Source organism: Nocardioides rotundus (assembly GCF_019931675.1).
GTDB classification, from domain to species: domain Bacteria; phylum Actinomycetota; class Actinomycetes; order Propionibacteriales; family Nocardioidaceae; genus Nocardioides; species Nocardioides rotundus.
The window spans coordinates 3,907,169-3,929,112 of the sequence record NZ_CP082922.1 but is presented as its reverse complement, the minus strand read 5'-3'; the positions used below and the strand labels follow the sequence as shown (position 1 = coordinate 3,929,112).

23 protein-coding genes are annotated in these 21,944 nt (G+C 69.2%); 17 read left to right on the top strand and 6 right to left on the bottom strand.

Annotated features, from left to right (window positions below; all coding sequences use genetic code 11):
- Nucleotides 1-14 precede the first annotated feature (14 nt).
- Entirely contained in the window at nucleotides 15-926 is a 912-nt protein-coding gene (locus tag K8W59_RS19380) for a helix-turn-helix domain-containing GNAT family N-acetyltransferase (protein WP_223396617.1), read from the top strand.
- Nucleotides 927-1,027: 101 nt separating this feature from the next.
- Here K8W59_RS19380 and K8W59_RS19375 read toward each other — a convergent pair whose 3' ends face one another.
- A complete protein-coding gene (locus K8W59_RS19375; protein WP_223396616.1) occupies nucleotides 1,028-1,636 on the bottom strand; it encodes a helix-turn-helix transcriptional regulator in 609 nt (202 codons plus the stop codon).
- Between the two features lie 110 nt (nucleotides 1,637-1,746).
- On the opposite strand from K8W59_RS19375, the gene K8W59_RS19370 reads away from it, so the two are divergent.
- From K8W59_RS19370 to K8W59_RS19345, 6 genes are all read left to right on the top strand, one after another.
- Nucleotides 1,747-3,015 carry an MFS transporter gene (locus K8W59_RS19370; RefSeq protein WP_223396615.1) on the top strand — a complete coding sequence of 423 codons (1,269 nt, stop codon included), beginning with the start codon at nucleotides 1,747-1,749 and terminating at the stop codon, nucleotides 3,013-3,015.
- Nucleotides 3,016-3,098: 83 nt separating this feature from the next.
- Entirely contained in the window at nucleotides 3,099-6,800 is a 3,702-nt protein-coding gene (locus K8W59_RS19365; RefSeq protein ID WP_223396614.1) for a nitrate reductase subunit alpha, read from the top strand.
- A 19-nt stretch (nucleotides 6,801-6,819) separates the two neighbouring features.
- The gene (narH, locus tag K8W59_RS19360; RefSeq protein ID WP_223396613.1) at nucleotides 6,820-8,484 is read left to right on the top strand and encodes a nitrate reductase subunit beta; all 1,665 of its coding nucleotides are present in this window, start codon (nucleotides 6,820-6,822) and stop codon (nucleotides 8,482-8,484) included.
- Complete coding sequence (gene narJ / locus K8W59_RS19355) at nucleotides 8,484-9,194, top strand: nitrate reductase molybdenum cofactor assembly chaperone (RefSeq protein WP_223396612.1); 711 nt, start codon at nucleotides 8,484-8,486, stop codon at nucleotides 9,192-9,194. Before narH ends, narJ begins: the two co-directional genes overlap by 1 nt.
- Nucleotides 9,191-9,922, top strand: a complete 732-nt coding sequence (gene narI, locus K8W59_RS19350; protein WP_223396611.1) for a respiratory nitrate reductase subunit gamma — start codon at nucleotides 9,191-9,193, stop codon at nucleotides 9,920-9,922. The genes narJ and narI overlap by 4 nt, the downstream gene beginning before the upstream one ends.
- Nucleotides 9,923-10,400: 478 nt before the next feature.
- Nucleotides 10,401-10,745, top strand: coding sequence for a cupin domain-containing protein (locus tag K8W59_RS19345; RefSeq protein WP_223396610.1), 345 nt, complete (start codon nucleotides 10,401-10,403; stop codon nucleotides 10,743-10,745).
- A gap of 99 nt (nucleotides 10,746-10,844) precedes the next feature.
- Here K8W59_RS19345 and K8W59_RS19340 read toward each other — a convergent pair whose 3' ends face one another.
- On the bottom strand, nucleotides 10,845-11,339 hold the full coding sequence (locus K8W59_RS19340; protein ID WP_223396609.1) for an AAA family ATPase: 495 nt from the start codon (nucleotides 11,337-11,339) through the stop codon (nucleotides 10,845-10,847).
- A gap of 257 nt (nucleotides 11,340-11,596) precedes the next feature.
- Between K8W59_RS19340 and K8W59_RS19335 the strand changes: the two genes are divergently transcribed.
- A complete protein-coding gene (locus K8W59_RS19335; RefSeq protein WP_223396608.1) occupies nucleotides 11,597-12,007 on the top strand; it encodes a heavy metal-responsive transcriptional regulator in 411 nt (136 codons plus the stop codon).
- On the opposite strand, the gene K8W59_RS19330 is transcribed toward K8W59_RS19335, so the two are convergent.
- Nucleotides 12,004-12,336: a four-helix bundle copper-binding protein gene (locus K8W59_RS19330; RefSeq protein WP_223396607.1), complete on the bottom strand. Its 333-nt coding sequence runs from the start codon at nucleotides 12,334-12,336 to the stop codon at nucleotides 12,004-12,006. The two genes, K8W59_RS19335 and K8W59_RS19330, sit on opposite strands and share 4 nt — an antisense overlap.
- Nucleotides 12,337-12,520: 184 nt before the next feature.
- Here K8W59_RS19330 and K8W59_RS19325 point away from each other — a divergent pair, with 184 nt between their 5' ends.
- Genes K8W59_RS19325 through K8W59_RS19310 form a run of 4 tightly spaced genes read left to right on the top strand, consistent with a single transcriptional unit; the run spans nucleotide 12,521 to nucleotide 15,937 of the window.
- Nucleotides 12,521-12,925, top strand: a complete 405-nt coding sequence (locus K8W59_RS19325) for a nuclear transport factor 2 family protein (protein WP_223396606.1) — start codon at nucleotides 12,521-12,523, stop codon at nucleotides 12,923-12,925.
- Between the two features lie 5 nt (nucleotides 12,926-12,930).
- Nucleotides 12,931-13,161, top strand: coding sequence for a heavy-metal-associated domain-containing protein (locus tag K8W59_RS19320; RefSeq protein ID WP_223396605.1), 231 nt, complete (start codon nucleotides 12,931-12,933; stop codon nucleotides 13,159-13,161).
- Complete coding sequence (locus tag K8W59_RS19315; protein WP_223396604.1) at nucleotides 13,161-15,611, top strand: heavy metal translocating P-type ATPase; 2,451 nt, start codon at nucleotides 13,161-13,163, stop codon at nucleotides 15,609-15,611. The genes K8W59_RS19320 and K8W59_RS19315 overlap by 1 nt, the downstream gene beginning before the upstream one ends.
- The gene (locus K8W59_RS19310) at nucleotides 15,608-15,937 is read left to right on the top strand and encodes a thioredoxin family protein (RefSeq protein WP_223396603.1); all 330 of its coding nucleotides are present in this window, start codon (nucleotides 15,608-15,610) and stop codon (nucleotides 15,935-15,937) included. The genes K8W59_RS19315 and K8W59_RS19310 overlap by 4 nt, the downstream gene beginning before the upstream one ends.
- Before the next feature lie 196 nt (nucleotides 15,938-16,133).
- Here the strand turns inward: K8W59_RS19310 and K8W59_RS19305 are convergent, their stop codons facing one another.
- Genes K8W59_RS19305 through merA form a run of 3 tightly spaced genes read right to left on the bottom strand, consistent with a single transcriptional unit; the run spans nucleotide 16,134 to nucleotide 18,293 of the window.
- Nucleotides 16,134-16,640 carry a DUF1440 domain-containing protein gene (locus tag K8W59_RS19305; RefSeq protein ID WP_223396602.1) on the bottom strand — a complete coding sequence of 169 codons (507 nt, stop codon included), beginning with the start codon at nucleotides 16,638-16,640 and terminating at the stop codon, nucleotides 16,134-16,136.
- The gene (locus K8W59_RS19300; protein WP_223396601.1) at nucleotides 16,637-16,912 is read right to left on the bottom strand and encodes a hypothetical protein; all 276 of its coding nucleotides are present in this window, start codon (nucleotides 16,910-16,912) and stop codon (nucleotides 16,637-16,639) included. The genes K8W59_RS19305 and K8W59_RS19300 overlap by 4 nt, the downstream gene beginning before the upstream one ends.
- Nucleotides 16,905-18,293, bottom strand: coding sequence for a mercury(II) reductase (gene merA, locus K8W59_RS19295; RefSeq protein WP_223396600.1), 1,389 nt, complete (start codon nucleotides 18,291-18,293; stop codon nucleotides 16,905-16,907). Before merA ends, K8W59_RS19300 begins: the two co-directional genes overlap by 8 nt.
- Before the next feature lie 93 nt (nucleotides 18,294-18,386).
- Between merA and K8W59_RS19290 the strand changes: the two genes are divergently transcribed.
- The 5 genes from K8W59_RS19290 to K8W59_RS19270 all read left to right on the top strand — a co-directional run bounded on the left by K8W59_RS19290 (nucleotide 18,387) and on the right by K8W59_RS19270 (nucleotide 21,737).
- Nucleotides 18,387-18,776, top strand: a complete 390-nt coding sequence (locus K8W59_RS19290; RefSeq protein WP_223396599.1) for a heavy metal-responsive transcriptional regulator — start codon at nucleotides 18,387-18,389, stop codon at nucleotides 18,774-18,776.
- 486 nt (nucleotides 18,777-19,262) lie between these two features.
- Complete coding sequence (locus tag K8W59_RS19285) at nucleotides 19,263-19,994, top strand: hypothetical protein (RefSeq protein WP_223396598.1); 732 nt, start codon at nucleotides 19,263-19,265, stop codon at nucleotides 19,992-19,994.
- Nucleotides 19,991-20,605, top strand: a complete 615-nt coding sequence (locus tag K8W59_RS19280) for a recombinase family protein (RefSeq protein WP_223396597.1) — start codon at nucleotides 19,991-19,993, stop codon at nucleotides 20,603-20,605. Before K8W59_RS19285 ends, K8W59_RS19280 begins: the two co-directional genes overlap by 4 nt.
- 173 nt (nucleotides 20,606-20,778) lie before the next feature.
- Nucleotides 20,779-21,138: a Cd(II)/Pb(II)-sensing metalloregulatory transcriptional regulator CmtR gene (gene cmtR, locus K8W59_RS19275; protein WP_006590980.1), complete on the top strand. Its 360-nt coding sequence runs from the start codon at nucleotides 20,779-20,781 to the stop codon at nucleotides 21,136-21,138.
- Nucleotides 21,135-21,737, top strand: a complete 603-nt coding sequence (locus tag K8W59_RS19270) for a cadmium resistance transporter (RefSeq protein ID WP_016997609.1) — start codon at nucleotides 21,135-21,137, stop codon at nucleotides 21,735-21,737. The genes cmtR and K8W59_RS19270 overlap by 4 nt, the downstream gene beginning before the upstream one ends.
- Nucleotides 21,738-21,944 lie beyond the last annotated feature (207 nt).

Below are 21,944 nucleotides of genomic sequence, written 5' to 3'. Positions count from 1 at the left end.
GGAGCTGTCGGGCAGTGACCGCGACCATCACCACCGGGACCACGCCGCCACCGGGCGCCGACGCCTGCGCGCCGGCCGCGGACCAGGCCGGTCGGACGGGTGGCCTGTCGGCCGCCCAGGCGGAGGAGTACGCCGAGTGGTTCGCGCTGCTCGGAGACCCCACCCGGGTCCGGCTGCTCCACGTACTGTCCACCGCCTCGGCGGGCGCGCTGCGGGTCGGTGAGCTCGCGACCCAGTTGGGCATCAGCCAGTCCACCTGCTCCCACCACGTCGAGCTGCTCCGCAAGGTCGGGTTCGTCGTGGTCGACAAGGTCGGCACCTCCAGCATGGTCTCGGTCAACGCGGCGTGCTGCACCGGCCTGCCCCACGCCGCCGACGTCGTGATGGGCACCCTCGCCTCCCAGCCGTGCTGCCCCACCGACCTCCCGACGGACGTCACCGTCCGGCCGGTCGCCGACGACGACATGGACGACGTCCTCGCCGTCTACGCCGAAGGGCTGGCCACCCGCAACGCCACCTTCGAGACGCAGGTCCCGACCGCCGAGGAGCTGCGAGGCAAGTGGCTGCCCGGCCTGGCCTGGGTCGCCGAGCTCGACGGAGAGGTCGTCGGCTGGACCGCCGTCGTGCCCACGTCGACCCGCGAGTGCTACGCCGGCGTCGGCGAGACCTCCGTCTACGTCACCGAAGCCGCTCGCGGCCGGGGCGTCGGGAAGGCCCTCCTGTACACCCAGGTCACCGAGTCGGACGCCTCCGGCATGTGGACCCTGCAGACCTCGATCTTCCCCGAGAACCGCGCCAGCCTCGCCCTGCACCGCTCAGCGGGCTACCGCACCCTCGCCGTCCGCTCCGGCATCGCCCAGCTCGACGGCCGCTGGCGAGACACCGTCCTCATGGAACGCCGCCCCGCCACCTCGCAGACCGCCTGACCCGCACAGCCATGGGCTGGCGGAGCGTGCCGGTGCGGGATGGGCTCGCGGAGCGCCCGGTGCGGGATCGTCATATGGAGAGGTCGTGCCGGAGTTGATGATCAAGACGGTCGGGTGCCGAGCTGTAGCAGACACTCGCCAGGTGCGCTGAAAGGCGTCAGCTGCGCATCCTCGGGACGGGCGCCGTTGCGCTCGAGTGCGGCTTGCACCATCCCGAGGTGGACGGCGCACACCACGTCGGGGAACCGGTGGGCCGCCTGCAGGAGCGGGCACCTGCGCAGCACGACGGTGCGCGCGTCGGAGTCGGCGTCGGGTGCGTAGCCCAGGTCGTCCATCAGCTCGACGGTCCAGCGGCGACCCGCCTCGGGGGAGGGCTCGGCGACGGTCCCCCGGCGGTCGACCAGGTCCCGTCCCCAGCCGTGCCCGGCCGCCAGGGCCTCGGCGTGGGTGTCCGGCGACGCGTCCTGCAGCCGCCACGCGAGGGCCGCGGCCAGCTCGACGTACTCGTCGTCCCCGGGGCGCGAGCCGCGCGCCTGGTAGAGCCAGGCGGGCCGGCCGCGGCCGTCCTGTGGTTGACGGATGCGTTCGACGTGGCCGTGCGCGACCAGCCAGTTCACCTGCTCGCGCACGGTGTTGGGGTGCCGGGCCGTGGCCTGCGCCAGTGCGTCGATGCCGACGGGGTCGGGCTGGTCGAGCAGTGCTTCGAGCACGGCGGCGCGGCCCCTTGCCAGCCCTGTCGCCGTGCGCTTATTTTTCACGGACACATCGTAGTAACTTCGAGCTGTTCGCAGGATGAAACCTCCGGTCACAGGAGCACACGATGAGCGCCACCACGCGGCCGACCTCTCCGCGCACGGGCAATCCCTGGCTGATGCTGGCCCTGGCCACCATCGGGTTCGCCGTGAACTTCTGGGCGTGGGCGCTCATCAGCCCGCTCGGTGCGCTGTACCTCAAGCAGGGTGCTGCCAGCCCGCTCGGCCAGCTCAGCCAGTCGGAGGTGGCTCTCATGGTCGCCGTTCCGGTCCTGGTGGGCTCGGTGGGCCGGATCATCGTCGGCGCGCTGACCGACCGCTTCGGCGGTCGCGTCATGTTCCCGATCGTGTCTGCGGTGACGATCGTGCCGGTCCTCTTCCTGGCCTTCTTCGCCCTGGACTCCTACTCCCTGATGCTGTTCGGCGGCTTCTTCCTCGGCATCGCGGGCACCGCCTTCGCCGTCGGCGTCCCCTTCGTGAACGCCTGGTTCCCGCCCGAGCGGCGCGGACTGGCCGTCGGCGTCTTTGGCGCCGGCATGGGTGGCACGGCGATCAGCGCCCTCACCACGGTGCCGCTCTCGCAGAACCAGGGTCGGACGGCGCCGTTCCTCATCACCGCCGCCGTGCTCGCGGTGTACGCCGTGGTGGCGTGGCTGGTGCTGCGCGACGCGCCCGGTCGGGTGGTCCCCACCACGAGCCTGGCCTCGCGGCTGGTGGCCAACGCCCGCCTGCCGATCACGTGGCAGGCCTGCATCCTCTACGCCGTGGCCTTCGGCGGCTACGTCGCCTTCTCGGTCTTCCTGCCGACCTACCTCAAGACAGCCCACGGCCTCGAGCCGGCCGACGCCGCGAACCGGATGGCCGGGTTCGTCGTGGTGGCGGTCCTCATGCGCCCGGTCGGTGGTTGGCTCTCCGACCGGATCGGGTCGATCCCGGTGCTGTCCGCGGCGTTCGCGCTGGTGACGGTGTGCGCCGCCCTCGCCGCGCCGAACCCGCCGGTCACGTCCGACAGCGGCAGCAACCTGACGCTCGGCACTGTGGCCTTCCTCGTCATGGCGGCTGCGTTGGGTGCCGGGTCTGGTGCGGTCTTCGCCCTCATCGCCCACAGCACCGAGCCCGCCCGCGTGGGCGGGGTGACGGGCCTCGTGGGTGCCGCCGGCGGGCTGGGCGGCTTCGTGCCGCCATTGCTGATGGGCTGGATCTACGGCCAGACCGATTCCTACGCGATCGGGCTGTGGCTGCTCGCGGCCACCTCGGCCCTGACCCTCGCGCTGACCCTGCTCGTCGTACGACGCACGGCCTCGGCACCTGCGCCGGACGTGCCCGTCTCGGCCTGACCTGCTCGACGCACGTCCGATCGACGAGCGACCATGTTCGACACCGACCTGTCCACTACCGACAACGCACAGAGAGGCACCTCGTGACCGACTTGGAGGACCAGCTGCAGAGCGCCCTGATCGGCGGTAGGCGTTTCTTCACCAAGGCGGAGGTGAGCGAGGACCTGCGCACCCTGCACAAGAAGGGCGGTCGCGAGGGCGACGTGTTCTACCGGGAGCGGTGGAGCCACGACAAGGTGGTCAGGTCGACCCATGGCGTCAACTGCACCGGTTCGTGCTCTTGGAAGGTCTACGTCAAGGACGGGATCATCACCTGGGAGGCCCAGCAGACCGACTACCCCAGCGCCGGGCCCGACCGCCCGGAGTACGAGCCCCGCGGCTGCCCGCGCGGCGCGGCGTTCAGCTGGTACACCTACAGCCCGACCCGGGTGCGCTACCCCTACGTGCGTGGTGTGCTCCTGGAGATGTTCCGCGCCGCCAAGCAGCAGCACGGCGACCCGGTCGTGGCGTGGGGGTCGATCGTGCAGGACGAGGAGAAGGCGCGGCTCTACAAGAGGGCGCGCGGCAAGGGTGGCCTGGTGCGGGCGAGCTGGGACGAGGTCGCCGAGATCGTCGCCGCCGCGCACGTCTACACCGTCAAGCGGTGGGGCCCCGACCGCATCGCCGGCTTCTCGCCCATCCCGGCGATGTCGCCGGTGTCCTACACCTCGGGTGCGCGCTTCCTGGAGCTGATCGGCGCGCCGATGCTGTCCTTCTACGACTGGTACGCCGACCTGCCGAACGCCTCGCCGCAGATGTTCGGCGACCAGACCGACGTGCCCGAGTCGGGGGACTGGTGGGACGCCGGCTACCTGATGATGTGGGGCTCCAACGTCCCGATGACCCGCACGCCCGACGCCCATTGGATGACCGAGGCTCGCTACCGCGGCCAGAAGGTCGTCGCGGTCGCGCCCGACTACGCGGAGAACGTGAAGTTCGCCGACGAGTGGGTGAGTCCGGCGCCCGGCACCGACGGCGCGCTCGCGATGGCGATGGGCCACGTCGTCCTCAAGGAGTTCTTCGTCGACGCCACGACGCTCTTCTTCGAAGCCTACGACAAGCAGTACACCGACCTGCCCCACCTGGTCTGCCTCGAGGTGGGCGAGGACGGGGCCTACCGGCCCGGCAAGTTCCTGGTCGAGGGCGACCTCGGCGGCATCAGCGAGAACGCCATGTGGAAGCCCGCGGTGATCGACGCGATGAGCGGCGAGGTGCGGATCCCGCACGGCTCGATCGGCGACCGATATGGCGAGGAGGGCCTCGGCCACTGGAACCTCGACCTCGGCGACATCGACCCCGCACTCAGCATGTACACCGACCACGAGGGCGGCACCCGAGAGTCCGTCGAGGTCGAGTTGCCGCGCTTCGACGCCCCGGACGGCGAGGTCGTGCACGAGCGCCGTGGCGTCCCGGTGGCGCGGGTCGGCGACCGCGTCGTGACCACGGTCCTCGACCTGCTCCTCGCGCAGTACGGCGTCGCTCGGCCCGGCCTACCGGGTGTGTGGCCGCGCACCGACGAGGCCGACCCGCGGGGGTACGACGACCCGGAGGTGCCAGCCACTCCCGCGTGGCAGGAGCAGCACACGGGTGTACCCGCCACCCAGGTCGTGCGGCTGGCGCGCGAGTGGGCGCAGAACGCCGTCGACACCGAGGGCCGCGGGATGATCCTGCTCGGCGCTGGCGTGAACCACTGGTTCCACTCCGACCAGATCTACCGGGCGATCCTGCTGCTCACCACGATCACCGGCACGCAGGGTCGCAACGGTGGCGGTTGGGCGCACTACGTGGGCCAGGAGAAGATCCGGCCGATCATGGGCTTCCAGCACATGGCCTTCGCCCTGGACTGGCACCGCCCGCCGCGGCACATGAACCAGACCGCGTACTGGTACGTGAACACCTCGCAGTACCGCTACGACACCTTCTCCGCCGACGACCTCGACGCCGGGACCGGCGTCTTCGCGGGGAAGACGGTGATGGATCTGCTGGCCCAGTCGGTCCGGCTCGGGTGGTCGCCGTCGTACCCCACGTTCGACCGCAGCAGCCTGCAGCTCGCCGACGACGCCGAGGCTGCCGGGATGGAGGTGCCGGCCTTCGTGGCCCAGCAGCTCAAGGAGGGCAGCCTCCGGTTCGCGGTGGAGGACCCCGAGCACGAGGACAACCACCCGCGCGTGCTGTCGCTGTGGCGCTCCAACCTGCTCGGCTCCTCGGCGAAGGGCAACGAGTACTTCCTGCGCCACCTGCTCGGCACCGACTCGGCCGCCACCGCGGTGGAGGCTCCGCCGGACAAGCGCCCCGCCGACGTGGTGTGGGCGGAGAAGGCCGCCGAGGGGCGGCTCGACCTGCTGACGACGATCGACTTCCGGATGACGTCGTCGACGATCTTCAGCGACGTCGTCCTGCCGGCGGCGACCTGGTACGAGAAGCACGACCTGTCCACCACCGACATGCACCCCTTCGTCCACTCGTTCAACCCCGCCATCGCCCCGCCGTGGCAGACCAAGTCGGACTGGGACACCTGGAAGGTGATCGCGAAGAAGTTCTCCGAGCTCGCCGAGACCCACCTCGGCACCCGCAAGGACGTGGTCGCCAAGCCGCTGTGGCACGACACCCCGGAGGCGATGGCGACCGAGCATGGTGTGGTGAAGGACTGGAAGACCGGTGAGGTCGACCCGGTGCCGGGGAAGACGATGCCGGTGATCGCCGTCGCCGAGCGCGACTACACCGCGATCTTCGACAAGATGACCTCGATCGGCCCGCTCATGGAGAAGGTCGGCATGCTCACCAAGGGCGTGGCCTACGACGTCAAGCGCGAGATCGACGTGCTGCGCACCCGCAACGGCGTGGCCCGCGGCGGCGCTGGCGCGGGCCAGCCCAAGGTCGAGACCGACGTCCAGATGGCCGACGCGATCCTGCACCTGGCCGGCGTCTCCAACGGCCACCTCGCGACCCAGGGCTTCCGCTTCCTGGAGAAGCGCACCGGCACCGAGCTGGCCGACCTCGCGGCCGAGCACGAGGGCAAGCAGATCACCTTCGCCGACACCCAGGTGCAGCCCGTCCCGGTGATCACCTCGCCGGAGTGGTCGGGCTCGGAGTCCGGCGGTCGGCGCTACAGCCCGTTCACCATCAACATCGAGCGCAAGAAGCCGTTCCACACCCTGACGGGCCGCCAGCAGTTCTACGTCGACCACGACTGGTTCCTCGGGATGGGGGAGATGCTGCCGGTCTACCGGCCACCGCTCGACATGACGGCGCTGTTCGGCGAGAAGCCGATCGGCGAGCAGAACGAGCTGGGCGTCTCGGTGCGCTACCTGACGCCGCACAACAAGTGGTCGATCCACTCCGAGTACCAGGACAACCTGTTCATGCTGTCGCTCTCGCGTGGCGGGCAGTCGGTGTGGATCTCCGACCGCGACGCCGCGAAGGTCGGCATCCGTGACAACGACTGGATCGAGATGGTCAACCGCAACGGCGTGGTGGCCGCACGGGCGATCGTCAGCCATCGGATGCCGGAGGGCACGGTCTACATGCATCACGCGCAGGACCGGCTCATCGACGTACCTCTCACCGAACGGGACGGCAAGCGTGGCGGGATCCACAACAGCCTCACCCGCGTGCTGCTCAAGCCCAACCACATCGTCGGGGGCTACGCCCAGCTGGCCTACTTCTTCAACTACATCGGACCGATCGGCAACAACCGCGACGAGGTCACGATGATCCGCAAGCGGACCGCCCCCGTCGAGTACTGAGCAGGAAGGAGACGACGACATGCGCGTGATGGCCCAGATGGCGATGGTCATGAACCTCGACAAGTGCATCGGCTGCCACACCTGCTCGGTGACCTGCAAGCAGGCGTGGACCAACCGCACCGGCACCGAGTACGTCTGGTTCAACAACGTCGAGACCCGGCCCGGTCTCGGCTATCCCCGGACCTACGAGGACCAGGACGAGTGGCAGGGCGGCTGGGTCCGCCGGCCCAACGGGCGACTCGCCCTGCGGGCCGGCGGCCGGGTGAAGAAGCTGCTGAGCATCTTCTCCAACCCCAAGCTGCCGTCGATCGACGACTACTACGAGCCGTGGACCTACGACTACGAGACGCTCACCAGCTCCCCCCAGACCGACACCTTCCCGGTCGCCCGGCCCAAGAGCCTGATCTCCGGCGAGGACATGAACGTCGAGTGGTCGGCCAACTGGGACGACGACCTCGGCGGCTCACAGGAGCACGCGGCCCGCGACGTGATGCTCAAGGGCATCGAGGACAAGGTGAAGCTCGAGTTCGAGCAGACCTTCATGTTCTACCTGCCGCGCATCTGCGAGCACTGCCTCAACCCGTCGTGCGCTGCTTCCTGCCCCAGCGGCGCGATCTACAAGCGGGCCGAGGACGGCATCGTGCTGGTCGACCAGGACCGCTGCCGCGGCTGGCGCATGTGCGTGTCGGGTTGCCCCTACAAGAAGGTCTACTTCAACCACAAGACCGGCAAGGCCGAGAAGTGCACCTTCTGCTACCCGCGCGTCGAGGTCGGCATCCCGACGGTGTGCTCCGAGACGTGCGTCGGCCGGCTCCGCTACATCGGGCTGGTCCTCTACGACGCCGACAAGGTGCTCGAGGCCGCCGCGACCGAGGACGAGCACGCGCTCTACGACGCCCAGCGCGCGTGCTTCCTCGATCCCGAGGACCCGGCCGTACAGAGGGCCGCCGAGGATGCCGGCATCCCGGGCGACTGGGTGGAGGCTGCGAAGAAGTCCCCCGTGTGGGCGCTGATCAACCGTTACGAGGTCGCGCTGCCGCTCCACCCGGAGTACCGCACGATGCCGATGGTCTGGTACATCCCTCCGCTGTCACCGGTGGTCGACGTCGTGCAGGAGACGGGGGAGGACGCCGAGGACCGCGGCAACCTCTTCGCCGCGATCGACACACTCCGGATCCCGGTCGAGTACCTCGCGAACCTGTTCACCGCGGGCGACACCGCACCGGTCGACAAGGTCCTCAAGCGGCTCGCCGCGATGCGCTCCTACATGCGCGACATCAACCTCGGTCGCGACCCCGACGAGTCGATCCCGGCTGCCGTCGGGATGAGCGGGGAAGAGATCTACGAGATGTTCCGGCTCCTCGCGATCGCCAAGTACAACGAGCGCTACGTCATCCCTCCCGCCCACGCCGAGCAGGCCCACGCGCTGGAGGAGCTGGCCACCGACTGCGCCGTCGACTTCGACGCCGCCGGCTCGTACTACGACCAGGCCCTGCTGGGCGAGGGCGCCGGCTACCCGACGCCTGTCGCGGTCGAGAACTTCCGGATGCTCCAGGACCGGCAGACCGCCGACACCGTGGCCGCGCCCGACGACAAGGCGAGCCGGGTCAACCTGCTCAACTGGGACGGCAAGGGCACACCCGAGGGCTTGTTTCCACCGCCGTCCGACGGGAGAGAGCAGTGATGTTCCGACGCCGTCAGCGCTCCGGCCCCAGCGAGGACGTACGCCGCGTGTGGGCGGTCTGCTCGGCGGTGCTGGACTACCCGACCTGCGACCTCGTGGCCGCGGTGGACGGCCTCGAGGCTCTAGTGCCCGACGACCCCCACCTGCGGGAGCTCCTCGCGTACCTCCGCTCGACGCCGCTGGAGCGGCTGCAGGAGGACTACGTCGCCACCTTCGACCACACGCGCAAGTGCGCGCTCTACCTGACCTACTTCGCCTACGGCGACACCCGCCGCCGCGGTGCTGCACTGGTGCGGTTCAAGGAGGCCTACCGTGCCGCCGGCGTCGAGTGGCTCGACGACGGGGAGCTCCCCGACCACCTCTGCGCCGTGCTCCAGCTCGGGGCGACCGTCGACGCCCACACGACGTGGCAGCTGCTCACCGAGCACCGGGCCGGCGTCGAGATGCTCCGCCTCGCCCTGACCGGCTGGCGCAACGACGACGGCACCACCGGGTCGCCCTGGGCAGCGGCCCTGCTGGCTCTCTGCGGCACGCTGCCCGTGCTCGAGGGCGCCGAGGCCGACGCCGTACGCCGGCTCGTCGAGCAGGGCCCGCCCGCCGAGGAGGTGGGCCTGTCCGGCTACGGCGCCGACCCTGCCCTCGACGTCGGACCGGCACTCATCGCCTCCGCCTCGATCCCCGTAGGAGCACCGATGGGAGCCTCCCGATGAGCACCTTCCTCTGGGTCATCGTCCCCTACCTCTGCCTCGCGGTCTTCGCGGTCGGGCACGTGTGGCGCTACCGCTACGACAAGTTCGGCTGGACCACCCGCTCCTCGCAGCTCTACGAGAACCGGCTGCTCCGGCTCGGCTCGCCACTCTTCCACTTCGGCATGCTCGGCGTGGTCGGCGGACACGTCATCGGTCTCTTGGTCCCGCGATCGTGGACCGAGGCCGTCGGGATCGACGATCACCTCTACCACTACGCCGCCGTCGGTGGCGGCCTCGTCGCGGGCGCCATGACGCTGGTGGGCATGTCCATCCTCATCTATCGCCGGCGCACGGTCGGACCGGTCTTCTCGGCCACGACGCCGATGGACAAGGTGATGTACGCCTTCCTCGGAGCGGCCATCGTGCTGGGCATGTGGAACACCATCGCGGGCTCGATCTTCAGCCTGGGAGGTGAGTACAACTACCGCGAGGGAGTCTCGGTCTGGTACCGCTCGTTCCTCGCCTTCCAGCCCGACGCCGACCTGATGGCGCAGGCGCCGATCGGCTTCAAGCTCCACGCCCTCGTCGCCTTCGGCCTCTTCGCGTTGTGGCCGTTCACCCGCCTGGTGCACGTCTTCTCCGCTCCGCTCGGCTACCTCACCCGCCCCTACATCGTCTACCGCTCGCGCGACGACCGGCCGCTCGGCAACGCCGCCCCACGACGCGGCTGGGACCAGGCCTCGCGATGACATCCTGCAGCCCTGGCATCGCCACGGCCACCGACGTCGCCGCTGCGCAGCAGGCCCAGCGCTCGGAGCGCCTTGTTCGCGACGTCATGATCACCGCTCCGAAGACACTCCCGGCCCTGAGCTCGGTCCACGAGGCACGGGTGGCCCTGGCCGACCCCCACGTCCACATGGTGCTCCTGACCCACGGGAAGAAACTCCAGGGCACGCTCATCCGCACCGACCTGCCAGAGAACGCATGCGGGGACGGACCAGCCCTACCGTGGTCGACCGTGTCCGGGCGAACCGTGGCCCCCCACGCACCGGCCGCCCGGATGCGGGCCGTACTCGTCAGCTCCGGACTGCGTCGACTCGCCGTGGTGGACACGGACCGCACACTTCTCGGCCTGCTCTGTCTCAAGCGCTCCAGGACCGGCTTCTGCTCCGACGCCGACGTCACCAGTCGCGCCCAGGCCAACACGACAACCCAAGGAGAACCGCGATGAAGACCACCCCGCTGGCCGACCTAGTGGACGAGCACCTGGAGGAGGCTCGCCGCAGCAGCGCCGGACGCAGCGCCCAGACCATCTACGGCGGTCAGGGCCGCGTCCTGCGTCAGACGCTGATCGCCCTCGCCGCGAACCGCCGACTGGGCGAGCACGAGAGTCCTGGCGAGGCCACCCTGCACGTGCTGCATGGCACGGTCAGGCTGCATGCGGGACAGGAAGTCTGGGACGGCGCGGCCGGCGACCACGTGCTGATCCCACCGACACGGCATGACCTCGAGGCGCTCGAGGACGCAGCCGTCCTGCTCACCGTCGGGCTGCATGGCGTGCCGGGAGCCTGACCGAGCCGAAGCCTGAGCGACTTCGGTCCCGATAGACGATCCCGCACCGGGTCGCTCCGCGAGCCCATCCCGCACCGGGTCGCTCCGCGAGCCCATCCCTCATCGGTCATGCGTGAGTCTGCGCAGGATGTCGTCGACGACGCGCTCGAGCGGTGCGGTGGCGTCGATGGCAATGCCCTCAGGAGTGTCCTGTCCGGATGCATGCAACCGGTCAACCAGGGCTCGCTCATCCGGCCTGGCGCCGAACTCGCCGTTGGGGCGGGCATCGAGACGCTTCATGAGCGTGCCGCGGTCGATGGTCAGGACAAAGACCGCGTCGAACAGATCGATGAACTGCGGGTAGTTCCGCGAGCCCCCGCAGAAGAACGTCGCCTCTGTCCGGTCGTCGAAGACGAGTGCTCTGACCTTGGCCACGTCCCACAGGTGGTACTCGTGGCCGCCAACCTCCACCGGGGCGCCAGTGGCCGGGTCGCCGGCGTAGGCCAGCTGCCGATCGCCGTGGACGGCGTGGTGGCCGCGCCTGTGCAGCTCGTCACACACGGAGGTCTTGCCACTGCCGGAGACGCCTTCGATGAGGTAGTTCTTCCTGCCCACCCCCGGAGGCTAGCCATCAGAAGCTGTGAGGACATCCGGGTTGCGTCCTCGCACCGGCCGGCCCGCCGTGCGTCGCTGCCCGATGACCCGATCACCGATCGGCCTTCGGCGAGGGGTCCCGTTTCCGACACCCAAGCGGAACACGGCCACCGACAGGCCGAGATCGGCTGGACGGTTCACACGGACGCCGGTGACCGTTCGCCATCGGCCGCAAACCTTCCATCCGGCTGTAACATCATCGGGGTGAAGATGGTGAGTTGGCGCGTCTGGGCGATGTGAACCCGAAGACCATCCGCTATTACGAGTCGATCGGGTTGCTGCCCGCACCCGCGCGCACCCACTCGGGTTACCGGGACTACGACGACTCCTATTTGGACCGGCTGACGTTCATCCGCACGGCGCAGCGCTTGGGGCTCACCTTGGATGAGGTCAAGGAGATCCTGTCCTTCCGGGAGCGGGGGGAGGCGCCGTGCGCGTACGTGCGGGGTGTGCTCGAGACCCAGCTGAACAGCATTGATCGGCGGATTCGGGAGCTGGAGGAGCTGCGTGGGCAACTCACGGAGCTGGTGACCGAGGCCGACCGCCTGCCGGAGGTGGGTGGTACCTGTCGGCTGATCGAGCACGTCCGACAGAAGGCGGTCGCGGCCGGCCAGTCGGGGGAGGGTTAGGCGGCGGCGGCGGCCATCTGGCGGCAGGCCTCGGCTGCGGTCCGGCAGGCTTCGGCGCACTCGGTCATGCCGGTGCGGTCGCACTCTTCCGCGCAGCGGTCGCAGGCGTCGGCACAGGTGGTGCACATGGCGGCGGAGAACTGGCTGTCGCGGGCGAGCAGCGGGATGCAGGCCTGACAAAGCGTGGCGCAGTCCGAGCACAGCGAGATGCACGTGGTCAGCTCTGCGTTGCCTTGGCTGGCGCAGTCCTTGGCGCACGCCTCGCACGTGGCGACGCAGTCGGCCAGGAGGTTGATCAGCTGCTGGGTGCGGTCGTCGACCAGTGGCATGTCGGATCCTTCCTTTCAAAGGCCCCGGGCAGGGGGCGGGTTTCTCGGTCATGACCCACGTTCGACCTTCCTGTCACTGGAGGGTCAACCCCGTCGGGCACGGCCCTGGCCGTGTTGAGCGCTTGGCCACCCGGTTCCGTCCGACTTGACCTTCCACTCGGATGGAATGTCTACGGTGGGTGTCATGGGTGATGAAATGGCCGCCCGGGCCGCAGTGGAGGTATTTGAGGACCACCTGCGACTGGGCCAGCAAGGGACGGTCGAGGAGGACCTGGTCCGCAACTACGCCGACGACGTGGTCGTGCTCACCGCTGACGGCGTCCACCGAGGCCACGACGGCGTGCGGGAGCTGGCCAAGCTGCTGGACCGGCAGCTACCCGATGCGACCTTCACCTATACCGCGCAGGTCATCGCCGGCGAGGTGGGCTTCTTGGAGTGGACGGCCCGCGCCGCCGACGGCACCCGGGTAGAGGACGGGGCCGACTCCTTCGTCATCCGCGACGGCCGCATCCGGGCCCAGACCATCCACTACACCGTCAAACCGGCCCCCGGGCACGATCCGGACTCCGGCCGGAGATCTGAAAGGTGATCACCATGAACGAGACCGCCACGCTGAAGGTGGAGGGCATGACCTGCACCGGCTGTGAGCAGCGCCTCGGCGTCGCGCTGCACCGCCTGGAGGGGGTCTACGAGGCGACCGCGAACCACCGCACCGGCCAGGTGCGGGTCCGGTTCGACCCCACGGTCACCGGACCCGAGGCGTTCGCCGAGCGGATCGTCACCGCCGGCTACCAGGTCACCGGCCAGAGCGAGGTGTCGCCGTAGTGACCACGCCCACCCAGACCGAGCAGCTGTGGGCCGAAGAGCCGAGCCACCTGGCCGGACACGCCCGGATCCGGGCCCGGATCGCCGGCCTGCACTGCTCGCTGTGCACCGGCACGATCGAGAAGGCGTTGGGCCGGCAGCCGGGGGTGGACAAGGTCGCGGTCAGCCTTACCCACGAGCAGGCGCTGATCGACTACGACCCCGCGGTGATCCAACCGGAGAAAATCCTGGGCACGCTCCGCGACATCGGCTACGACCTTTACGACCCGCGCAAGCTGCGCCCGTTCGAGGAGGAAGAGGCCGACCTGGTCCGGGAGGGCAAGCGGCTGCTCGCCGCCGTGGCGGCTAGCCTGACCGCGATCGCGCTGATCCTGGAGGTCTCCGGGGTGTGGTCGCTGCTGGTGCCCGCCTCGGTGGTCGCACTGATGGTGCCGGTCTCGTATGCGATCCTGCGCCCGGCCGGGCCGGTGCGGGCGCTGCTCGGCGCCCTGGCGATCATCGCGCCGGCCGCGATCGCCAACACCGCCCGCGAAACCGGTGTCCTGACTGAACCGGCCACCGGCTGGCTGACCGGGGTGCTGGCGGTCGCGGTGGTGTTCGGCATCGCCCCACACATCCTGCGGATGGCCTACCAGGCCGCGCGGCGCCGGATCCTGAACCAGCACGTGCTGCTGGAGGTGGGCGCGTTCGCCGGCATCGTCGGCGGGCTGATCGGGTTGACCGGCGCCTTCCCGAACTATCCGACCGCGCCGTTCTTCGCCGTCACGGTGCTGGTGGCGAACTACCACATCTTCTCCGAGTGGCTGTCCCTGCTGGTCAAGACCCGCTCCAGCCAGGCGGTGAAGAAGCTGCTGGATCTGCAGCCCGACACCGCCCGCCTGGTCCGCGACGGCACCGAGGAGGAGGTGCCGCTCGCGCAGGTCGCGGTGGGAGACCTGGTGCGGATCCGGCCGGGCGAGCGCATCCCGGTTGATGGCCGGGTGGCCACGGGGTTCTCCACCGTCGACGTCTCGATGGTCACCGGCGAGCCGGTCCCGGTGGAGCGCAGCGCCGGGGATGAGGTGATTGGCGGTTCGATCAACGCCTCCGGAACGCTGTTGGTGGAGGCCACCCGGATCGGCGCGGACAGCTTCCTGGCCCAGGTGGTTCGGCATGTGGAGGACGCTCGGGCACTCAAGCCGGGCATCTTGCACCTGGTCGACCGAGTGCTGCGCATCTACACGCCCACCGTGTTGATCGTGGCCGCCGCCGCGCTGGTCGGCTGGCTGGCTGGCTCCTGGCTGCTGACCGGGGAACCCGACGTGCGCAGAGCCGTGTTCGCCGGCCTCGGCGTGCTGGTCATGGGCTACCCGTGTGCGGTCGGGATCGCCGCGCCGCTGGCCATCGTGCGCGCCGCAGGGGAGGCCGCGGACCTCGGCATCATCATGCGCACCGGGGAGGCGTTCCAGACCTTCGGCCAGGTCCGCCGGATCGTGATGGACAAGACCGGCACCCTGACCGAGGGGCGCCCCGCCGTCCGGGAGGTCGTGTCTCTGGTCGGCGAGGACGACCTGCTGGCCACCGCCGCGGCGGCCGAGTCCTCCTCCGAGCATCCGCTGGCCCGAGCGATTGTCGACGCCGCGGCCGACCGAGGCGTGGGACTGCCAGGGGCGGAGAGCTTCGAGTCGATCACCGGCTTCGGGGTCAGCGCTCGGGTCAGCGGCCGGGACGTGCTGGTGGGTCGTCCCGCCTTCCTGGCCGACCATGGTGTCGACCTGGGTCGACTGACCGCGAGAGTGGACCAGCTGGAGGCTGCCGGGCGCACCGTGGTCGCGGTCAGCGCAGACGGTCAGCCACTGGGGGCGCTCGCCCTGGGAGATGAGATCCGCGCCGAGTCGATCGAGGCGCTGACCCAGATGAGAGAGGCCGGGTTGTCCCCGGTGCTAGTCACCGGAGACAACGAGCGCGCCGCCCGGCACGTGGCTGCCAAGCTCGGGATCGAGGACGTGCGGGCGGGGGTGCTGCCGGAGGGCAAGGCAGAGATCGTCCGAGACCTGCAGGCCGACGGCACCCGGGTGGCGATGGTGGGAGACGGCATCAACGACGCTCCGGCGTTGATGCAGGCCGATGTGGGGATCGCGATGGGCGGCGGCACCGACATCGCGGTCGAGTCGGCCGATGTCATCGTCGTCCGTGACGACCTGCGCGCAGTCCTGACGGCTCGACAGATCAGCCGCTCCAGCTACCGCCGCACCCGCCAGAACGTCGCGCTGGCGTTCCTCTTCAACGGCATCGGCATCCCGGCCGCGACCACCGGCCTGGTCTACCCGGTCTGGGCGATGATCGCGATGGCCCTGTCGGTCACCACGATCTTCATCAACTCCATCGGCGGACGGCCCTCACTGCTGTTCGAGGCCATCGGCAGTGTCGGCCGCGCCTCGTCCGGGGACCAGCAGGAGCTGCAACGATGACCGGGTTTGCGGTTGTCAACGAGGGCGCCCTGGAACACGTCTCGACCCAGCCGGGTCTGATATGGCTCGATTTCTGGCAGGCCAGCTGCGCCCCATGCCGGGCACTGGAGCCTCGGCTTGAGCGGTTCGCCGCCCGGCATCCGGGGGAGTTTCAGGGCTACCGGGTCGATGTGGACGCTCAGCCCGATGCGCCGGCTCGCTATGACGTGATGAGCGTGCCGACGATCGTGGTGCTTCGCGATGGGCGGGAGATCGCTCGGCTGGACGGTCTGATCCGGGAGACCGATCTCGAAGACGTGCTCCGGGCGGCGTCGGCGGGTGCATGATGTGGCAGTTCATCGTGGGCGCCGCCGCAACCTGCTCGCGCCTTCCATAAGGACATGCGTCCTCTGTCGGGCGCTCGTCGATATCTCATCGGCTCACGGGGACGCCGCCCGGACCAACCAAGACGAGTGGATCCATGCGCGGTACCCGTACTGGCACCTCGGCCCTGTCGGGACTCCATCCGATGGACCGACGAGGTCAGCGCAGGCGTCGGAAGACCGCCCAGCCGGTCTCCACGCTCACGGCTACGGCCAGACCGAACACCAGGTGGGCGAGGAACCCCCGGACGTGGGTGCTGAGCGGATATTCCAGGTTGGGCGCGGAGAACCCGAACGCGGGCGTCATGAGTTCGTCCGCGACGATGCTCATGGCCGCACCAGTGGCCAGTCCGGCGACCGGAGTCGATAGGCGGGTGCTGCGCCGCAGGACCGGGTAGAGCGGTGCCCATTGGGCGGCGAGCCCGTAGTGCAAGACGAGGCTGAGACGGTCCAACTGCTGGTCGTTCAGGTCGAGGCCGACGCTGCGGGTGATCTTCTCTGCGGCGACGCGGTAGGGAGGTCCAGGACGGACGGCGTCTCCGCGTTCGCGGTCGGCGGCGGACTCCATCTCGTACAGCTTCATGCTCACCGGCTCCATCGCCTTGGTGCCGACGTAGCTGGCGGCGGTGGCCAAGGCGACGTCACGGACGGCTTCGCGTGTCCTCACTGTTCCTCCCGATGGTTGCGGGCCTGGGTCGAGGCTGAGACGAGACGGCGGGGTGGGTCGCAGCGGGTGCGACGGCGAAGCCGGAGCGCGGCGAGCACGCCCGCCACTCCGACGAGGGCGATGGCCGTCACAAGCACGGCGGTGTTGCCGCTGACCGCGGCGACGACCGCACCGAGGCCACCGATCCCGGCCACCAGCAGTACGGCATGACCGACGCAGCACACCACCATGGCGATGGCGCCGACGGCCAGGGGCCGGGTCGGGTCAGGCACAGCAGGAGGTGGGCAGTTCGTTGCGGAACAGTCCAGCGGTGATCCGCAGGCTTTCGGCCATGGTCAGGTACGGGGCCCAGGTGTCGGCGAGGTCGTCGACGGTCATCTCCGCCTTGATCGCGTAGGTCGCGGCGAGCGTGATCTCGCCCGCTCCGTCCGCGACCGCGTGGACACCCAGGACTCTGCCGGTGCTGGCGTCGGCGACCAGTTTCAACGCGCCGCGGGTGTCGTGGTTGACCAGCGCCCTGGGCACGTCCTCCATGGCCAGGGTGCGGCAGGCGCAGGCGTGCCCCTGCTCCAGGGCTTGTTCCTCGGTGAGCCCGGCAGAGGCGAGCTGTGGTCGGGTGAACATCACCGAGGGGAGGCCGGTGTAGTTCACGGTCGCGGGCTCGGTGCCGTGGTGTGCGAGGGCGTTGATAGCGGCGACTCGTCCGGATTCGGCGGCGACGTACACGTACTGGGGGGTGCCCGCGACGTCGCCTGCCGCGTACACCCGCGGGTTGGACGTGGCCTGGCGCTCGTCGATCATCACGAAGCCTCGCTCGTCGGTGTCGACTCCGGCCGCCTCGAGATCCAACGCCGTGGTGTCGGAGTGCCTGCCAGTCGCCACCAGCAGCTGCTCGGCGCTCACCTGCTCCCCGGACATGGTCCTCACCCTGACGCCGCCCTCGGCGCGCTGCACGCCGGTGGCGTGTTCCGGGATCACGGTGATGCCGTCTTCGGCGAACACGCCGGCGATCACCTCGCGCAACTCCGGCTCCGCATGCGGCGCCAGCCGCCCGACCACGGTCACCCGAGCACCGAGGTGGGCGAACAGCTGTGCCTGCTCCATCCCGACGTAGCCGCCACCGATGACCACCAGCGACTCGGGCACCTCACTCAGTTCCATCGCCGTGGTCGACGTCAGGTAGCCCACGTCCTCGATCCCGTCGAGACCGCGCACCGTGGGCTGGGAGCCGGTGGCGATCACGTAGGCGCGTGCCCGCAACGGCTTCCCGTCGACCTCCACGGTGTCCTTGTCGGCGAAGCGCGCTTCACCGGAGATCATCGGGAACCCCCATGCGTCGGCGACCTCGGCGTACTTGTGCTGCTTGAGGCGGTTGATCAGCTCGCTCTTTTGCGCCATCAGCGCGCCCAGGTCCACACCGTTCGCGGAGGTGGGGACGCCGTCGAACGGGTTGGTCAGGGCACCGTGCCGGATACCGGCAGCGGCCAGCAGGGTCTTGGACGGGACACAGCCGACGTTGAGACACGTGCCGCCGAGAGCGCCGCGTTCAACGAGCGCCACGTTGGCGCCTGCCTTGCGGGCCGTGATCCCAGCGGCCATCGCGGCTCCTCCGGAGCCGATCACAGCCAAGTCAACGTCGTACTCCAGGCTCATCTTGATCTCCTCCGCTTGGTGTTCGCGTGTCCGTTCATCCACCATGGACCTTCCAGTGCAGGAGAAGGTCAAGTAGCCAGAGCGGAGACCGGCATGCGTATCGGAGAACTCGCCGCGGCCACCAGCACCACCACCAAGACGCTGCGGTTCTACGAGGACAGCGGCCTGCTGCCGCACGCTAAACGGACCGCCGGCGGATACCGTGACTACGGGCGCGAGGCCATCGCCAGGCTCGACTTCATCCGGCGAGGCCGCGCCGCCGGACTCACCCTTGCGCAGATCCGCGAAGTTCTCGACATCCGCGACGCCGGGACCGCCCCTTGCCGCCACGTCGCCGAACTTCTCGATGACCGCTTGTCGGCCCTCGATCAGCAGATCGCCGACCTACAAGCACTACGCGCGAACGTCGCCCACCTCCGAGACGACGCCGCACATGCCAACCCCGCGGAGTGTGAACCTGAGGATGTCTGCCGCTATCTTTGAGCCCTCCGCCGGGCATGGGTCCGCGGCAATAGTTGTTGCGGCTGGACAGAACGTTGCACGCGTTGACCTCGCGGAAGCCTCGCACGACGCTCACCTGGACGCACTCGACTCGTGGACGCAGGCTCTTCGGTCGTTCATCGACACTCGCGTAACGCGATCCCGCACTGGTCACGCTCCGCGTGACGATCGGTGATCGGGACCGGCACCCGCCGCAAGAGGTAGCGCGCGACACTAGCCGGTGGTGTCGTCGAGTCTGCGGCCATGAGCGAAGACTTGAGAGGGCATGACTTAGCCCCGGCGACATGGCCAAGGCCAGCTGTCCACCGGGGCTTTCAAGCGAAACGATACGTGAGAATGGGGGCGATGACAACGTCGCCACCGCCTCCGCCGAGTCCTAGGCCACCCGTGCCTGGGCCTTGGGTAGAGCGCTGGCTGAGCCAGCCCCGACACGGTGTCTACCTGGCCGCCAGCAAAGGCGACCCGCAGTTGGCTTTGGACCTGTACGAGTGGAACGCCGAGATCAGCGCCGCCCTGTTGCGAGATCTCGCCCACCTGGAAGTCGGGCTACGCAACGCCTACGACCGCGCGCTCAGTGCGCGGTGGCCCGGACCCCCACACTGGACCACGGCCAACATCCCGGCCTTCGCGCCGTTGTGGCGCACCCGTCGTGGTCGACGAGTCGACGTCAACCTGCGGACACGTGAGTCACCCCACCGTGCCGTCGACTCCGCCGGCGGCCCCGCAGCTCCACCCGGCAAGGTCATCGCTGAGTTGATGTTCGGCTTCTGGCGGTTCCTCAGCTCCTCCGCCCATGAGAAGTCGCTGTGGGTGCCATCCCTCCACCAGGCGTTCGCACCGGGCACTGACCGGCGCGACGTCGACCGCCCCATCGGACGCCTGCACGGTCTGCGCAACCGAGTGGCCCACCACGAGCCACTCCTCAGGTACGACATAACGGGACGCGTCACCGACATCGCGACCGTTGCCGGCCTGCTCGATCCCGACCTCGACCGGCACCTGAGCGCGACCAGTCGAGTCACCGGGTCCTCGTTCAGCGCCCCCGCTGAGCACGAGACTGATAGCTCGACGCCGAGGTGGCAGAGGGGCTTGTCGCAGACGGCCCGCAGCGAGTTCCTGGTGAGGTCGAGCCCTGCTCGATGCCCGAGCCGACCCACCCCCTGGTTCGGCCGGACCAACCCCATTGGAGGTGCGCCATGAACGCACTGCTCGTCGGGTACGCCCGATGCTCCACCGATCAACAAGACCTCACCGCGCAACGTGACGGGCTGCTCGGACTCGGCGTCGAGGCCGAGCGGATCTACGTCGATCACGGCCTGACCGGCACCAACCGCGAGCGCCCCGGCCTGCGCGAGGCGCTGGCCGCCTGTCGTGCCGGGGACACGCTGGTCGTGACCAAGCTCGACCGGCTAGCCCGGTCCCTGCCTGATGCCCGGGCGATCGCCGACGAGCTCACCACCCGCCAGATCAGCCTCAGCCTCGGCGGGTCCATTTATGACCCGACCGATGCTGTCGGGAAGCTGCTGTTCAACGTGCTGGCGATGGTCGCTGAGTTCGAGTCCGACCGCATCAGGCTTCGCACAGTCGAGGGCATGAAGGTCGCCAGGGCCAAGGGACGGCTGAAGGGCAAGCAGCCCAAGCTAAGCCGCAAGCAGGAAGCGCACCTGGTCTCGCTAGTGCACAGCGGCGAGTACAGCACCCTCGAGGTAGCTGAGCTGTTCGGGATCGGCCGCTCGACGGTCTATCGCGCCATCGAGCGCCAACGAATCGCGGCCAAGGCCGATCTTGCTGACGCCTCCACACGACGCTGATCGTCACCTCGTTGGCGTCCCGCAACCGACACCTCGGCGGGACGCCGATGAGCGGAACTGATCGGAGCCGGTCTCGACCACAGCGGTTTGCCCAGTGGGGTTCCCCTTACGGGCATGCGATCTGGGCTGACGCCTGTGACCGAGTGTTCAGTGCGCGCTGTATAGTTCAGTCCATGCTGACTATTGCTTCGCGTCTCGACGTGATGAACCGCCTGGGTCGTGCACTGGCCGACCCCACTCGATCCCGGATCATCTTGACCCTGCTCGACCATCCCGCTTACCCGGCGGAACTGGCCCGAGATCTGGACCTGACACGCCCGAACGTGTCCAACCACCTGGCATGCCTGCGCGATTGCGGGATCGTCGTCTCCGAGCCCGAGGGTCGTCGGACACGATATGAGATCGCCGATTCGCACCTGGCGCAGGCGCTGACGGCACTGGTCGATGCCACCCTGGCAGTGGACGAAGACGCCCCGTGCATCGATCCCGCCTGCTCGCTTCCCGGATGCGACGCAGCTGGGGAGGGCGCATGATCCTCACCTCGGTCTTGCAGGCGATGGGCCTGTTCGCAGCGACCAACATCGACGACATCATCGTGCTCTCCCTCTTCTTCGCGCGAGGGGCAGGCCAGCGCGGCACTACCGCCCGCATTCTGGCCGGCCAGTACCTCGGATTCGCCGGCATCCTCGGTGCCGCGGTCCTGGTGACCATCGGTGCCGGAGCATTCCTGCCCTCGGCAGCCATCCCGTACTTCGGTCTCATCCCTCTGGGCCTCGGCCTCTGGGCCGCATGGCAGGCCTGGCGCGGAGACGATGACGACGATGACGACGAGGCCAAGGTTGCCGGCAAGAAGGTCGGCGTGTGGACAGTCGCAGGCGTCACCCTTGCCAACGGCGGCGACAACATCGGCGTCTACACCCCTGTCTTCCTCAGCGTGGAACCTCTCGCAGTAGTCGCCTACTGCATCGTCTTCCTCGCGCTCGTCGCGGTCCTGGTGGCCCTGGCAAAGTTCGTCGCCACCCGCCCCCCGATCGCCGAAGTGCTCGAACGCTGGGAGCACATCCTCTTCCCCATCGTTCTCATCGGCCTCGGCATCGTGATCCTCGTCAGCGGCGGAGCCTTCGGACTCTGACGTAGCGGCAGCGATCCAAACGGCCCCGACCGGGCGCACCCCTCTCGGTTCAGACCGCGACACCTACCTGCAGCCAGTCCTGCGTGATCGCGGCAACAAGACCGCCACGGAGCGCTGCAAAAACCCCGCCACCAAGCGAACGAAGCCACAGCGCAAGGGGCCCGTCAGGCCCAGATGTACTCCTCGGCGATCGCGCCGTCGCGCCAC

Coding starts and splice junctions, on each gene's coding strand:
- K8W59_RS19325 (WP_223396606.1), top strand. CDS start 12,521: ATGGGTGATGAAATGGCCGCCCGGGCCGCAGTGGAGGTATTTGAGGAC.
- merA (WP_223396600.1), bottom strand. CDS start 18,293: ATGAGCCTGGAGTACGACGTTGACTTGGCTGTGATCGGCTCCGGAGGA.
- narI (WP_223396611.1), top strand. CDS start 9,191: ATGAGCACCTTCCTCTGGGTCATCGTCCCCTACCTCTGCCTCGCGGTC.
- K8W59_RS19320 (WP_223396605.1), top strand. CDS start 12,931: ATGAACGAGACCGCCACGCTGAAGGTGGAGGGCATGACCTGCACCGGC.
- K8W59_RS19280 (WP_223396597.1), top strand. CDS start 19,991: ATGAACGCACTGCTCGTCGGGTACGCCCGATGCTCCACCGATCAACAA.
- K8W59_RS19345 (WP_223396610.1), top strand. CDS start 10,401: ATGAAGACCACCCCGCTGGCCGACCTAGTGGACGAGCACCTGGAGGAG.
- K8W59_RS19330 (WP_223396607.1), bottom strand. CDS start 12,336: ATGCCACTGGTCGACGACCGCACCCAGCAGCTGATCAACCTCCTGGCC.
- cmtR (WP_006590980.1), top strand. CDS start 20,779: ATGCTGACTATTGCTTCGCGTCTCGACGTGATGAACCGCCTGGGTCGT.
- narH (WP_223396613.1), top strand. CDS start 6,820: ATGCGCGTGATGGCCCAGATGGCGATGGTCATGAACCTCGACAAGTGC.
- K8W59_RS19270 (WP_016997609.1), top strand. CDS start 21,135: ATGATCCTCACCTCGGTCTTGCAGGCGATGGGCCTGTTCGCAGCGACC.
- K8W59_RS19310 (WP_223396603.1), top strand. CDS start 15,608: ATGACCGGGTTTGCGGTTGTCAACGAGGGCGCCCTGGAACACGTCTCG.
- narJ (WP_223396612.1), top strand. CDS start 8,484: ATGTTCCGACGCCGTCAGCGCTCCGGCCCCAGCGAGGACGTACGCCGC.
- K8W59_RS19370 (WP_223396615.1), top strand. CDS start 1,747: ATGAGCGCCACCACGCGGCCGACCTCTCCGCGCACGGGCAATCCCTGG.
- K8W59_RS19290 (WP_223396599.1), top strand. CDS start 18,387: ATGCGTATCGGAGAACTCGCCGCGGCCACCAGCACCACCACCAAGACG.